A 13,234-nucleotide genomic window follows, 5' to 3' on the forward strand; every position below is an offset into this window, starting at 1 on the left:
TTTTTCTCCCCCCCCCCCCCCCCCCCTCCCCCCACCCCCCCCCCCCACCACCCCCCCCCCCCCCCCCTCCCCCCCCCCCCCTCCCCCTCCCCCCCCCCCCCCCCCCCCCCCCCCCCCACCCGCCCCCCCCCCCCCCCCCCCCCCCCCCCCCCCCCCCCCCCCGCTCCGTGCCGCACGGCGCCCCTCCGTCCCGGCGCCGCCGGCCGCGCGCCGACACCCGGCATCCGCCGTCGAGTACGGGTACGGCACTGCCCACCCCGGAGGGCTCCGCACCCTCGCCGACGTGCCACACTTCGCCCATGCGCGTCTATCTCGGCTCCGACCATGCCGGCTTCGAACTCAAGAACCACCTCGTCGAATGGCTCACGGCCCACGGCCACGAGCCCGTCGACTGCGGCCCGCACATCTACGACGCCCAGGACGACTATCCGCCGTTCTGCCTCCGCGCCGCGGAGCGGACCGCGGCCGACCCCGACTCCCTCGGCATCGTGATCGGCGGCTCCGGCAACGGCGAGCAGATGGCCGCGAACAAGGTGAAGGGCGTGCGCGCCGCGCTCGTGTGGAACGAGCAGACCGCCGCGCTCAGCCGCGAGCACAACAACGCCAACGTGATCTCCGTCGGCGGCCGGATGCACACCCAGGACGAGTCGACCAAGTTCGTCGAGATCTTCCTCGCCACCGCGTACACGGGCGAGGAGCGCCACGCGCGCCGCATCGAGATGCTCGCGGCCTACGAGCGGACCGGGGAGGTGCCGCCGATCCCGGCGCACCACCCGAAGCAGGACTGAACCCGCCCCGCGACAGCGAACGGTGCCGCCGGGCCCGCGCCCGGCGGCACCGCCGTGTCACCCCCCACGCACCGAGGAGACCCCGTGCCCGAGGGGCATACGATCCACCGCCTCGCCCAGGACCTCAACGACCGCTTCGCCGCGGAGCCGGTACGCGTCGCCAGCCCCCAGGGCCGCTTCGCCGAGAGCGCGGCGCTCCTCGACGGCCGGGTGACCCAGGGGGCGAGCGCCCACGGGAAGCACCTCTTCGTCGGCTTCGGCGACAGCGGCTGGATCCATGTCCACCTCGGCCTGTTCGGCAAGGTCGCGCTCGGCGACACCCCCGAACCGCCGCCCACCGACACCGTCCGGCTGCGCCTGCTGAACGACACGTCGTACATGGAACTGCGCGGTCCCACCACCTGCGCGCTGATCACCGAACCGGAGAAACAGGCGATACACGACCGGCTCGGACCCGACCCGCTGCGCCCGACCGGCGCGCCGGGCAACGACCCGGAGCGCGCGTGGGCACGGATCTCCCGCTCCCGCACCACCGTCGCCGCCCTGCTGATGGACCAGAAGGTCATCGCCGGCGTCGGCAACGTCTACCGGGCCGAAGTCCTCTTCCGGCACGGCATCGACCCCTACCGGATCGGCCGTGACCTCACCCGCGCCGAGTGGGACGCCATCTGGGCGGACCTCGGCGAGCTGATGCGCGAGGGCGTACGGCTGGGCCGCATCGACACCGTACGGCCCGAGCACCTGCCCGAGGCGATGGGCCGAGCGCCGCGCGTGGACGACCACGGCGGCGAGGTGTACGTCTACCGGCGCGCGACGATGCCGTGCCATCTGTGCGGCACCGAGATCCGTACGACCCCGCTCGCCTCCCGCAACCTCTTCTGGTGCCCGGCCTGCCAGCACGCCTAGGTCGTGTCTTCTAAGTAGCGCCGTCCGCCCGCAGGCCGGGCGGGAGTCTGAAGACACGACCCAGGCCAAGTCCGCGACGTCCCGCCCTGCCCGGCGCGGCCGCACCGCCCCGCCCCGCCCGCGGAGCTCAGAAGCCGTGCGGCAGCCAGGGTGCCACCGGGGACGCGAAGGCGATCGACGTCTCCGTCAGCGCGCCGGGACGCAGTTCGCGCACGAGACCCGCCCGTGCCAGCGCGGCCGGTGTGGTGTCGCCCAGATACATCGTGGCCAACTCCCGCACGGAGAGCGACAGATCCGCCGCCTCCGCCGTCCGCTCGCAGGACGCGCCCTTCTCGTCGGCGGTCAGCCGCCAACGGCCCTCGTTCCAGGGGCAGAAGGCGTCGTCCACCTCGAACACCACGTTCACCGGCGCCTGATAGCCGCGCGCCGCAAGCGCCGCGCCGACCTCCACCAGCCGTACGTGGAGCGAGTCCCGCACCCCGATACCGGCACGGCGCACGTCGGAGACCAGGAACTGGATCGGATCGTCCACGGGCAGGTTCGGCGCGCTCACCGTCGACGTCAGATCGATGTCACCCAGGAAGCGCCACAGCGTGGCGTATGTCACGGGGTCCAGCCCCGCCAGCTGATCGACCACGACCGTGCCCCTCGGGCCGGCCGAATCCCAGGACGGCTTGATGCGGTAGAGCGCGTACCCCACCGTCTCGGCGTCGTCGCCCGCGCCGCGCCGCGCGAGCACGCACTGGAGCGCGGACGCGCCCTCGCGCGTCTCCGGCGGGTCGATCAGCAGCTTCCGGTCCCAGCCGGGCCGGCGCTCCAGCATTCCGGGGCGGCTCGCGACCAGCCGCGCGTACACCGACTCGATCGCCCCCCGCGCGTCGTCGGGCGCCACGTAGCGCAGCAGCGGCCCGCTCTCCCCTCCGTCGCCCGGAGCGGCGGGCACCTTGATCGAGACACGTGAGGTGTCGATCTCGGCCCTCAACTGCCGCGCCCCGACGCCGTATCCGAACCGGCCGTAGATCTCCGGCTCCGAGGCGGTCAGCAGCGCGACCGACTGGCCCCAGGCACGGATGTCGTCCAACTGCCGCCGCATCATGGAGGTGAGGATTCCGCGCCGCCGGTGCGTGGCCGCGACGCTCACCATCGTGACCCCGGCGGCGGAGACCACACCGCCGCCGGGCACCGAGAGCCCGAAGGTGTAGGCCCCCGCCGTCCCCACGCATTCGTCGCCGTCCCAGACCCCGATGGAGCGCTCGTGCTCCGTCACGGAGCGCCATGTCTCACGCTGCTCGGCGGAGCCGACGAGCGCCCCGCCGAAGGCTCTCTCCAGTGTCCCGAACCAGCGGTCCCAGTCGGAGGCTTCGAGTACTCGCAAGTCTGTGGTCATATGCCATCAGTACCAGGGAGCGGAGGGTCGAGGCGACCCGATATCGAACGCAATGTCACCGGGGTCCCCCTGCACGGCGGGCCCGCAGATGGATAGGGTCCAACCACGATGACCGGTGGAGCGAAGGCGGATTCGTACACGGCCCGGATGCGCAAGTCGCTGCACCGGGCCCGCAACGCCGTGCGCAAATCCGGTGTCGACTACTTCCGGGGCGACGGCTCGGACTGGATCGCCCTCGTCGGGCTGATGCTGACCGTCCCGGGAATCGCCTTCGCCACCATGGCGGTCCCCGTCTGGTTCGCGCCCTCCGCGCTGGTCCTGCCGATCGTCGCCGGGGGACTGCTGCTGCGGCCCTCCAGCCTGCTCGGCCTGTACGCCGTCGCCGCCGTCGCCCTGATCGTCGAGTCGCTCGTCCTCGGCCCGTACCACCAGGGGCCCGCCACGGTGACGCCGGGCACCGTCCTGGTGGTCGCGGCCTGCGGTCTCTTCGGACTGCTCATAGCCCAGTTCAGGGCCCGCGTCGGGGTGCCGTGGCGGCGCGGCGGCACCATGCTCTTCGACCTGCGCGAACGCATCCGCGTCCAGAGCGCCCTGCCGCCGCTGCCCAAGGGCTGGCACCGGGAGATGGCGCTGCGGCCGGCCGGCGGCCAGTCCTTCTCCGGCGACTTCGTCGTCGCGGCCCGTACCAACGGGGGCCGCACGCTCGAAGTCGTCCTCACGGACGTCTCGGGCAAGGGCATGGACGCGGGCTCCCGCGCGCTGCTGCTCTCCGGCGCGTTCGGCGGGCTGCTCGGCTCGCTCCCGCCCCACGACTTCCTGCCGGCCGCCAACGGCTATCTGCTCCGCCAGGACTGGGACGAGGGCTTCGCGACCTCCATCCATCTCGTCCTGGACCTCGAATCCGGTGCGTACGAACTGCTCTCCGCGGGCCATCTGCCCGCGCTCCAGCTCCACGCGGGCAGTGGCCGCTGGGAGGAGATGACGGGCGAGGGCCCGCTGCTCGGCGTCTACGACCGCGCGCAGTTCGACCCGGTGAAGGGGGCCCTGCTGCCGGGCGACGTGCTGATGCTGTTCACGGACGGCCTGGTCGAGGCGTCGGGCCGCGATCTGAGCGAGGGCATGGACCGCCTGTCGGGCGAGGCGGACCGCTATGTCGCGGCGGGCTTCGAGGGAGCGGCCTGGCATCTGATCGAGGCGGTGGCCAAGAACGTGAACGACGACCGGGCGCTGCTGCTGATCTGTCGCGAGGGCTGAGGGCCGGCACCTGTCGGCACCGGCCCTCCGTCACGCGTCAGGCTCCCGACGCCTTCGCCAGCGTCAGATCGCCGTCCGAGGTGTCGTCACCGGACGGACCGCTGCCCTCGCCGCCGCCTCCTCCGTCACCGCCACCGCGCCCGCCGCCCGGCAGCACCCGCGCCAGCCAGTGCGACTTGGCCGCGGCCAGGGGACCGAGGACCGCGAGGATCAGCACGTAGCCCGCGATGAACGGGGCCAGGCGCGCGTCCAGTGCCGCGCCCGCCGCCATCGTCGCCAGGATCAGGGCGAACTCGCCGCGTGCGACCAGCGTCGTGGCGACGTTCGCCGCGGGGCCGGACCCGAAGTGGTAGATACGGGCGGCCACCAGCCCGGCCAGGATGTTCATCGTCAGCGTCAGGGCGACGGCTGCCAGGACCGGCCACAGCACCTTCGGCAGGTCGCCCGGATTGATGGACAGTCCGAAGGCGAAGAAGAAGATCGCGCCGAACGCGTCCCGCAGCGGGTGCACGAGGGTGCGGATCCGGTCGCCGGAGCTCGTGTTGCCCAGCATCAGACCGACCATGAACGCGCCGATCGCGTCCGCTACGCCGAACCACTCCGAGACCCCGGCCACGAAGACCGCGATGCCGAGGAAGGAGATGACGAGCAGTTCGTCGTCCTTCGTGTTGATGAGGCGGCCGATGACCTTCTTGCCGAAGCGCGCGGCGAGCGCCAGCAGCAGCAGGAACCCGAACGCCTTCCCGCCGTCGCTGAGCGCGGCCGAGAGGCTGTCGGCGCCGGACAGGATGGGCTGGAGCGCGGCCAGGTAGAGCGCCAGGAAGATGTCCTCGACGACGATGATCCCGAGGATCGGCTTCGTCTCCGGATTCCCGATACGGCCCAGGTCGACCAGGATCTTCGTGACGATCGCGGACGAGGAGATACCGAGCACACCGGCCAGCACCAGCGCCTCGGAGGTGCCCCAGCCCAGTGCGAAGCCGAAACCGAGTCCGGCGCCCACGTTCAGCGCGAGATAGGCGCCGCCGGCGAGGGCCATCTTGCGGCCGCCCGCCTTGAGATCGTCCAGATGGAATTCGAGGCCGAGGTAGAAGAGCAGCAGTACGAGGCCGAGGGCCGAGAGCATCTCCAGCTCGTGCGGGTCGGAGACGAGCACGATGCCGGGTGTGTGCGGGCCGAGCAGGATTCCGGCCAGGATGAACAGGGGGATCGTCGGCAGCTCGATCCGGCTGCCGAGACGGGCGAGGAGAGCGGCAGCAAGGAAGGCGCCGCCCATGGCTATGAGCGTGTCTGCGTGTCCGATGGGACCGTTCCTCCATCAAGTCAAAGGCGCGTCAAGGAAGCGTCAGTAATTAGTTTACCAAACGATTTACTCTGCAAGTTTTGACCCACTATGGAGTTCGCCACATGACGTATCTCAGCCTGGCCGAGGTGGAGTTGATCGCCCGCGAGGCGCACGAGGGCCAGCGGGACAAGGCCGGCCGGCCGTACGCGGAGCACCTTCGGGCGGTGGCCGACGGTGTCAGGGCGCGGGGCGGCTCGGAGGAGCAGATCGCCGCCGCCTGGCTGCACGACTCGGTCGAGGACGACGCGCTGTCCCGCGCGTGGCTCGACGCCGCGGCGCTGCCGCCGTCGGTCAAGGAGATGGTCCTCGCCGTGACGAAGGTCAGGGGCGAGGACACCGTCACCTACACGCGCCGCATCCTCGCCACTCCGGGCGCGCTGCTCGTCAAGGAGTCCGATCTGGCGCACAACGCGGATCCGGGCCGCCTCGCCGTACTGGACGAGGCGACCCGGACCCGGCTCACCGTGAAATACGCGGAGGTGAGGCGGCTACTCGGCCTTCCCCGCCCGTGACTTGGCGTCCTGCGCGGGGTCGCGCCGGAAGGCCCACTTCATCTCCGGCTCCGTCACGCAGCGGAAGATCCGGCGTACCGGCGGTGTGCAGAGCAGAGTCATCGCGACACCGGCGAGCAGGGTGAGGAAGACGCGTCCGGCCGGTTCGGCCAGCCAGACGTTCGTGTCGAAGATCCCGCTGTACACCGCGCCCTTGACCAGGAAGCCGTGCAGCAGATACCCGCAGATGGTGCCGGCGCCGAGCGCCGTGAACCACATCCTGCGGCGCGGCACCCAGGACAGGAACGCGGCGGTCAGCACCACCGAGCAGCCGAACAGCGCGAAGGTCATGACGATGCCGATCCACCACGGCGCCCCCTGATCCTGGGCCGCGGTGTTGTGGTAGAACCACGCGTTCTGCATCCGGACGGCCGCCCAGTAGGCGAAGACGATCGCACCGGCGAAGACGGGTACGGCCAGCAGCCGCACCTCGCGGCGGCGGACCAGCTGGAAGTGCTCGGGCTTGAGGATGAGACCCAGCACGAAGAGCGGCAGGAACTGGAGTACGCGCTGGAGGTTGAGGTCCTCGCCGATGTTCGGCGTGAAGGAGGCGAGCGCGGCGATACCGAGGGCGACCGGCAGGGGATGGCGCAGCGACAGCCAGATGGGGGTGGTCAGCCGCCAGATGAACAACGCGGCCAGGAACCAGGTGAGATACCAGGGGTCGAGCAGACTGATCGGGTGGCCGGGGTCGTTCGTGACCCGCTTGAACAGCGAGTACGCCACCTCGAAGACGATGTAGGGGACCGCGATCCCGGTCAGGAGACGTCTGATCTGGTGCGGGCGGCCGGTGTAACTCCGTGAGAAATAGCCGGAGATGATGATGAAGGCCGGCATGTGGAACGAGTAGACGATCATGTAGAGCGCCTTCGTCGCCCGGCTGCCCTCCATCACCGGTTCCCAGGCGTGGCCGATGGCCACCAGCACGATGGCCAGGTACTTCGCGTTGTCGAAGAACGCGTCTCGCTTCGTGGACGACTTGGGCGTGGGGGGCGCCGACTTCGCGGAATCCTGAGGGGTCCGAACAGGGGTTTCGGCCACAGCGGCCGACGCGGTCTGCGCTGTCGGGGGGACGGGATCCAGCTCCTGCGTGCCGGGGAGCCGGGTCCTCTCATATCCGTGCGGAGCGTGGGGCATCTGATTAACCCTATCCGCACAATGCGATGAGTAAAACTTCCCGCGCAAAGAGGGGTGTTCGACACCGAAAGAACCGCCCACCGGTAGATATGCCCCTGTTAATCCCCCTTAAATGGGGCATATCACCAAGGTTTTGGCCTCGGTGTGACTCCCAGTGAATTCACCGGGTGCGGCGTCAGGGGATCACCTCGCCATTTTCCTGTGAGGGAGCTGTGTGTGTCGAGGAAATGACGGCGCCGCATTGCCGAATAGATGCCCCTCATATCCGCCCGCCCCGGCGGATCCGGTCGCCCGCCGGCCGCGCCCGCCGGCCGATTGGCGTGATCCTTACCTCGATGATTCGTCACGGACCCACACCTGAGGGGCGGTTGGTGGCACGATGGAGGCAGCGGGATGAGTGCGAGGCCGTGAGCTCCCGCGGCCGGCAAGGCGGACCGACCGAGGGTGTGATCAGTTGTGGCCATTTCACTGTCTGTGGTGCTGCTGTTGGCGATCGTCCTCGTGGTTCTGATCCGCGGCGGCTCCCTGAAGGGCGGCCCCGCCGTGGTCGCGATCCTGTTCGGCTTCTTCCTGGCGTCCACGGACATGGCGCCGTCGGTGAACAGGTTCCTGGACTCGATAGCGGACACCATCAACCAGATCAGCTTCTAGCGCCCCGCCGCACCCCGCCCCCGGGCGGGCCCGGCAACGACCGAGGGCCGGGCCGGAGAATCACTCTCCGGCCCGGCCCTCGGTCGTGTGGAGCGGGCGACGGGAATCGAACCCGCGTAGCTAGTTTGGAAGACTAGGGCTCTACCATTGAGCTACGCCCGCACGCGCCGCAGGTGATCAGGACCGCGGCACGGGAGACATCGTAGCGGGTCGGTGGCCCCCGGCGCACACCGCTTCCTCCCCCGTCGCCGCTCCCGTCAAATCGTCCGGCGCACCTGGCGCGGGCATGTACCCTACGTGTCGCACCGACGGGGTGTGGCGCAGCTTGGTAGCGCGTCCGCTTTGGGAGCGGAAGGTCGTCGGTTCGAATCCGGCCACCCCGACCATCTGTCCACGTGACTGTTCATGATCGCGTTGTGGGCCTCATCCTGCTTGCGGCTACTATGCAAGCTGCGTGCCCGTGTGTCTGAAGAGACCGTGAGGAACCGGGCCGAATCCGCTGGTCCGCCGGAGTCACGGCGGGCACGGCAGACCCCAGAATCAGCCACCAAGGAGACCGAACCGTGAAGAGCGCCGTGGAGACCCTGAACCCGACCCGGGTTCGGCTCACTGTCGAGGTGCCCTTCGAGGAGCTCAAGGACAGCCTCGACGCGGCGTACAAGAAGATCAACGACCAGGTCACGGTGAAGGGCTTCCGCAAGGGCAAGATCCCGGCCCGCGTCATCGACCAGCGGTTCGGCCGTGGAGCTGTGCTGGAGGAGGCCGTCAACGACGCCCTTCCGAAGTTCTACACGGAGGCCGTCAACGAGGGTGAGCTCAACGTCCTCGGACAGCCCGAGGTCGACATCAAGGAGCTGAAGGACGGCGAGCTGCTGTCGTTCACCGCCGAGGTCGACATCCGTCCCGTCATCGAGATCCCGGACTACACCGGTATCGAGGTCACCGTCGACGCGGTCGAGGTGTCCGACGACGACGTCGACAAGTCCGTCGAGGAGCTGCGCGAGCGCTTCGCCTCCACCAACCCCGTGGAGCGCGCCGCCGCCGAGGGCGACGTCGTGACGATCGACCTTGAGGCCAAGGTCGACGGTGAGGTCCTGGAGGACGGCGTCGCCGGCGACGTGCAGTACACCATCGGCTCCGGCGAGCTGCTCGACGGCATCGACGAGGCCGTGACCGGCCTGGAGGCCGGCGGTGAGGCCACCTTTACCTCCCAGCTCAAGGGCGGCACCGCCGAGGGCAAGGACGCCGAGGTCTCCGTCAAGGTCACCCAGGTCGCCGCGCGCGAGCTGCCCGACCTGGACGACGAGTTCGCGCAGATGGCGAGCGAGTTCGACACCCTCGACGAGCTGAAGGCCGACAGCCGCAAGCGCCTCGGCAGCATGAAGCAGTACGACCAGGCCACCCAGGCCCAGGAGCGCGTCCTCGACGAGCTGCTGAAGCTGGCCGAGGTGCCGATCCCCGAGAAGCTCCTCGAGGACGAGATCAAGACCCGCAAGCACAACCTGGAGCACCACCAGCTCGGTCAGATGGGGCTCGACCTCCAGAAGTACCTGGAGATCCAGGGCAAGACGGAGGAAGAGTTCGACGAGGAGACCAAGGAGCAGGCGGTCAAGGGCATCAAGACCCAGTTCATCCTCGACGAGCTGGTCAACAAGGAGAAGCTGAACGTGAACCAGGAGGAGCTCACCGAGCACCTCATGCGCCGCGCGCAGTCCTCCGGCATGTCGCCCGACCAGTTCGCGCAGGCCGTCGTCGAGGGCGGCCAGGTGCCGATGCTCGTCGGCGAGGTCGCCCGCGGCAAGGCGCTCGCCGTGGTCGTCGAGGCCGCCAAGGTCGTCGACACCAACGGTGAGGTCGTCGACCTGGAGGACGAGGAGGACACGACCGCCGAGACGGTCGAGGCGTCCTCCGACGAGGCCGACGCCCCCGCGGACGCCGCGGCGGACACCAAGTCCGACGACAAGGCCGAAGCGAAGAACGAGGGCTGAGCGCCCTCGCTCGACCGGATCTCCGGGCCCCGGGACGCGACGCGCGCCCGGGGCCCGCTCCGTTCCCCCGGTCCTGCGACGACCCAACTACCTTGCGCTGCCAGCGAACAGTCCGGGAAGCGGGATGGCGCCCGCCGACCAGCGCGTTAGGGTCCATGAATACGAGGGCAGGGGTCTACCCCCGTCCCCCGGAACGAAAGACGCTGAGACGGCCGGAGCCGTCAGAGACGAGCAGGTGGATACGTGACGAATCTGATGCCTTACGCCGCCGGTGAGCCGTCCCTCGGTGGTGGCCTCGGCGACCAGGTCTACAGCCGACTGCTCGGTGAGCGGATCATCTTCCTCGGCCAGCAGGTCGACGACGACATCGCCAACAAGATCACCGCGCAGCTCCTTCTCCTCGCGGCCGAGCCCGAGAAGGACATCTACCTCTACATCAACAGCCCCGGTGGTTCCGTCACGGCGGGCATGGCGGTCTACGACACCATGCAGTACATCCCGAACGACGTGGTGACCATCGGTATGGGCATGGCGGCCTCCATGGGCCAGTTCCTGCTGACCGGCGGCACCGCCGGCAAGCGCTTCGCGCTGCCCAACACCGACATCCTCATGCACCAGGGCTCCGCGGGCCTCGGCGGCACCGCCTCGGACATCAAGATCCAGGCCGAGCAGCTGCTCCGTACGAAGAAGCGCATGGCCGAGATCACCGCGCGCCACACGGGTCAGACCGAGGAGACCATCATCCGCGACGGTGACCGCGACCGCTGGTTCACCGCCGAGGAGGCCGTGTCCTACGGCATCATCGACGAGATCATCTCCGCTGCTTCGGGTGTTCCGGGCGGCGGCGGCACCGGCGCCTGAGCCGTGTTGTGGAAGTAGCGCCGTCCGCCGGACGCCGCGGGGCAGGCGGGACTTCCAGAACCCGGCCCAGGCGGGAGTCACGCCCCGGACCGGCCACGTCAGCCCCATCAGAAGCCACCAGGATGGTGAACACCCTTATGAACAACTACCCCGGCGCCTCCGCGAGCGGCCTCTACACCGGCCCCCAGGTGGACAACCGCTACGTCGTCCCGCGCTTCGTGGAGCGCACGTCGCAGGGCGTGCGCGAGTACGACCCGTACGCGAAGCTGTTCGAGGAGCGCGTGATCTTCCTCGGTGTCCAGATCGACGACGCGTCGGCCAACGACGTCATGGCCCAGCTGCTGTGCCTGGAGTCCATGGACCCCGACCGTGACATCTCGATCTACATCAACAGCCCCGGCGGCTCCATGACGGCGCTCACGGCCATCTACGACACGATGCAGTTCGTGAAGCCGGACATCCAGACGGTCTGCATGGGACAGGCCGCCTCCGCGGCCGCCGTCCTGCTCGCGGCCGGCACGGCGGGCAAGCGCCTGGCCCTGCCGAACGCCCGCGTGCTGATCCACCAGCCGTCCAGCCAGACCGGCCGCGAGCAGCTCTCCGACCTGGAGATCGCGGCCAACGAGATCCTGCGCATGCGCGCGCAGCTCGAGGAGATGCTGGCCAAGCACTCGACGACGCCGATCGAGAAGGTCCGCGACGACATCGAGCGCGACAAGATCCTGACCGCCGAGGACGCTCTGGCGTACGGTCTGGTCGACCAGATCGTCTCGACCCGTAAGACCACGGCGGCGGCAGCGGCCTGACCCGTCCGGTGCCCTTGGCGCGGCCCGGGTGGTCGCACGTACACCTGAACCGCGCCAAGGGGGGCCCGAACGGGGGGCCAGGCAAGGTACCGTCGGGTATGAGGCACAGGAGCCGCTGAACCAGGCTGCTCCCAGGCGAAGGGGAAGCACCTCGTGGCACGCATCGGTGATGGCGGCGACTTGCTCAAGTGCTCGTTCTGCGGGAAGAGCCAGAAGCAGGTGAAGAAGCTCATCGCAGGTCCCGGGGTCTATATCTGCGACGAGTGCATCGACCTCTGCAACGAGATCATCGAGGAGGAGCTCGCCGAGACCTCCGAGGTGCGTTGGGAGGAACTGCCCAAGCCGCGGGAGATCTACGAGTTCCTGGAGGGGTACGTCGTCGGGCAGGCGCCCGCGAAGAAGGCCCTCTCGGTAGCGGTGTACAACCACTACAAGCGCGTGCAGGCCGGTGAGAACGGCGGCGCGGGCAGCCGTGACGACGCGATCGAGCTCGCGAAGTCCAACATCCTGCTGCTGGGCCCCACGGGCTCCGGCAAGACGCTCCTCGCGCAGACGCTGGCCCGGATGCTGAACGTACCGTTCGCGATCGCGGACGCTACGGCGCTCACCGAGGCCGGCTATGTCGGCGAGGACGTCGAGAACATCCTGCTGAAGCTGATCCAGGCGGCGGACTACGACGTCAAGAAGGCCGAGACCGGGATCATCTACATCGACGAGATCGACAAGGTCGCCCGCAAGAGCGAGAACCCGTCGATCACCCGCGATGTCTCCGGCGAGGGCGTCCAGCAGGCCCTGCTGAAGATCCTGGAGGGGACGACGGCCTCGGTCCCGCCGCAGGGCGGCCGTAAGCACCCGCACCAGGAGTTCATCCAGATCGACACGACGAACGTGCTGTTCATCGTGGGCGGCGCCTTCGCGGGCCTGGAGAAGATCATCGAGTCACGGGCCGGCGCCAAGGGCATCGGCTTCGGAGCCACGATCCGCTCCAAGCGCGAGATCGAGGAGAGCGACCAGTTCCAGGAGGTCATGCCGGAGGACCTGGTGAAGTTCGGGATGATCCCCGAGTTCATCGGCCGTCTGCCGGTCCTGACCTCGGTGCACAACCTGGACCGTGAGGCGCTCCTCAAGATCCTGGTCGAGCCGCGCAACGCGCTGGTGAAGCAGTACCAGCGCCTCTTCGAACTCGACGGCGTGGAGCTGGACTTCGACCTCCCGGCGCTCGAAGCCATCGCCGACCAGGCGATCCTGCGCGGCACCGGAGCGCGCGGTCTGCGCGCGATCCTCGAAGAGGTCCTCCAGTCGGTGATGTACGAGGTCCCCTCGCGCAAGGACGTGGCCCGTGTGGTCATCACGGCGGACGTCGTCCGCAACAACGTGAACCCGACGCTGGTCCCGCGCGAGCCGCGGATCGTGAAGAACGACGGCCGCCACGAGAAGTCGGCGTAGCGCCGCTCACCCACGAAGAGGGGCGGGGGGGGGGGGGGGGGGGGGGGGGGGGGGGGGGGGGGGGGGGGGGGGGGGGGGGGGGGGGGGGGGGGGGGGGGGGGGGGGGGGGGGGGG

The 13,234-nt window shown here is 69.6% G+C and carries 12 protein-coding genes and 2 tRNA genes; 10 read left to right on the forward strand and 4 right to left on the reverse strand.

Features of this window, described 5'->3' with window-relative positions; genetic code table 11:
* Positions 1–299: 299 nt before the first annotated feature.
* Positions 300–788 carry a ribose-5-phosphate isomerase gene (locus ACZ61E_RS31995; protein WP_469703866.1) on the forward strand — a complete coding sequence of 163 codons (489 nt, stop codon included), beginning with the start codon at positions 300–302 and terminating at the stop codon, positions 786–788.
* Positions 789–872: 84 nt separating this feature from the next.
* A complete protein-coding gene (locus ACZ61E_RS32000) occupies positions 873–1,694 on the forward strand; it encodes an Fpg/Nei family DNA glycosylase (protein WP_469703868.1) in 822 nt (273 codons plus the stop codon).
* A 127-nt stretch (positions 1,695–1,821) separates the two neighbouring features.
* Here ACZ61E_RS32000 and ACZ61E_RS32005 read toward each other — a convergent pair whose 3' ends face one another.
* Positions 1,822–3,081 carry a GNAT family N-acetyltransferase gene (locus ACZ61E_RS32005; protein ID WP_469703870.1) on the reverse strand — a complete coding sequence of 420 codons (1,260 nt, stop codon included), beginning with the start codon at positions 3,079–3,081 and terminating at the stop codon, positions 1,822–1,824.
* Between the two features lie 108 nt (positions 3,082–3,189).
* Between ACZ61E_RS32005 and ACZ61E_RS32010 the strand changes: the two genes are divergently transcribed.
* Positions 3,190–4,335 carry a PP2C family protein-serine/threonine phosphatase gene (locus ACZ61E_RS32010; protein ID WP_469703871.1) on the forward strand — a complete coding sequence of 382 codons (1,146 nt, stop codon included), beginning with the start codon at positions 3,190–3,192 and terminating at the stop codon, positions 4,333–4,335.
* Positions 4,336–4,372: 37 nt separating this feature from the next.
* Here the strand turns inward: ACZ61E_RS32010 and ACZ61E_RS32015 are convergent, their stop codons facing one another.
* A complete protein-coding gene (locus tag ACZ61E_RS32015) occupies positions 4,373–5,611 on the reverse strand; it encodes a cation:proton antiporter (RefSeq protein ID WP_469703873.1) in 1,239 nt (412 codons plus the stop codon).
* Between the two features lie 131 nt (positions 5,612–5,742).
* Between ACZ61E_RS32015 and ACZ61E_RS32020 the strand changes: the two genes are divergently transcribed.
* Positions 5,743–6,192: an HD domain-containing protein gene (locus tag ACZ61E_RS32020; RefSeq protein ID WP_469703874.1), complete on the forward strand. Its 450-nt coding sequence runs from the start codon at positions 5,743–5,745 to the stop codon at positions 6,190–6,192.
* Here ACZ61E_RS32020 and ACZ61E_RS32025 read toward each other — a convergent pair.
* Positions 6,169–7,368 carry an acyltransferase family protein gene (locus ACZ61E_RS32025; protein WP_469703875.1) on the reverse strand — a complete coding sequence of 400 codons (1,200 nt, stop codon included), beginning with the start codon at positions 7,366–7,368 and terminating at the stop codon, positions 6,169–6,171. The genes ACZ61E_RS32020 and ACZ61E_RS32025 overlap by 24 nt on opposite strands.
* A gap of 456 nt (positions 7,369–7,824) precedes the next feature.
* Between ACZ61E_RS32025 and ACZ61E_RS32030 the strand changes: the two genes are divergently transcribed.
* Positions 7,825–8,019, forward strand: coding sequence for a hypothetical protein (locus ACZ61E_RS32030; RefSeq protein ID WP_469703877.1), 195 nt, complete (start codon positions 7,825–7,827; stop codon positions 8,017–8,019).
* A gap of 88 nt (positions 8,020–8,107) precedes the next feature.
* Here the strand turns inward: ACZ61E_RS32030 and ACZ61E_RS32035 are convergent.
* Positions 8,108–8,181 (reverse strand) — tRNA-Gly (locus ACZ61E_RS32035).
* A gap of 147 nt (positions 8,182–8,328) precedes the next feature.
* Here ACZ61E_RS32035 and ACZ61E_RS32040 point away from each other — a divergent pair.
* From ACZ61E_RS32040 to clpX, 5 genes are all read left to right on the forward strand, one after another.
* Positions 8,329–8,405, forward strand: a tRNA-Pro gene (locus tag ACZ61E_RS32040).
* 177 nt (positions 8,406–8,582) lie between these two features.
* A complete protein-coding gene (tig, locus tag ACZ61E_RS32045) occupies positions 8,583–10,007 on the forward strand; it encodes a trigger factor (protein WP_469703879.1) in 1,425 nt (474 codons plus the stop codon).
* 255 nt (positions 10,008–10,262) lie between these two features.
* Positions 10,263–10,868: an ATP-dependent Clp protease proteolytic subunit gene (locus ACZ61E_RS32050; protein WP_031231653.1), complete on the forward strand. Its 606-nt coding sequence runs from the start codon at positions 10,263–10,265 to the stop codon at positions 10,866–10,868.
* A gap of 122 nt (positions 10,869–10,990) precedes the next feature.
* Entirely contained in the window at positions 10,991–11,674 is a 684-nt protein-coding gene (locus ACZ61E_RS32055; RefSeq protein WP_469703881.1) for an ATP-dependent Clp protease proteolytic subunit, read from the forward strand.
* A 153-nt stretch (positions 11,675–11,827) separates the two neighbouring features.
* Positions 11,828–13,120 carry an ATP-dependent Clp protease ATP-binding subunit ClpX gene (clpX, locus tag ACZ61E_RS32060; RefSeq protein WP_078077342.1) on the forward strand — a complete coding sequence of 431 codons (1,293 nt, stop codon included), beginning with the start codon at positions 11,828–11,830 and terminating at the stop codon, positions 13,118–13,120.
* The last annotated feature ends 114 nt before the right edge of the window (positions 13,121–13,234 follow it).

This window comes from Streptomyces sp. NPDC104581 (assembly GCF_055583685.1).

Bases quoted from the DNA above. Each gene is read 5' to 3' on its own strand.
- ACZ61E_RS31995 (WP_469703866.1), top strand. From the start codon at position 300: ATGCGCGTCTATCTCGGCTCCGACCATGCCGGCTTCGAACTCAAGAAC.
- ACZ61E_RS32005 (WP_469703870.1), bottom strand. From the start codon at position 3,081: ATGACCACAGACTTGCGAGTACTCGAAGCCTCCGACTGGGACCGCTGG.
- ACZ61E_RS32010 (WP_469703871.1), top strand. From the start codon at position 3,190: ATGACCGGTGGAGCGAAGGCGGATTCGTACACGGCCCGGATGCGCAAG.
- ACZ61E_RS32015 (WP_469703873.1), bottom strand. From the start codon at position 5,611: ATGGGCGGCGCCTTCCTTGCTGCCGCTCTCCTCGCCCGTCTCGGCAGC.
- ACZ61E_RS32020 (WP_469703874.1), top strand. From the start codon at position 5,743: ATGACGTATCTCAGCCTGGCCGAGGTGGAGTTGATCGCCCGCGAGGCG.
- ACZ61E_RS32025 (WP_469703875.1), bottom strand. From the start codon at position 7,368: ATGCCCCACGCTCCGCACGGATATGAGAGGACCCGGCTCCCCGGCACG.
- ACZ61E_RS32050 (WP_031231653.1), top strand. From the start codon at position 10,263: ATGCCTTACGCCGCCGGTGAGCCGTCCCTCGGTGGTGGCCTCGGCGAC.
- ACZ61E_RS32055 (WP_469703881.1), top strand. From the start codon at position 10,991: ATGGTGAACACCCTTATGAACAACTACCCCGGCGCCTCCGCGAGCGGC.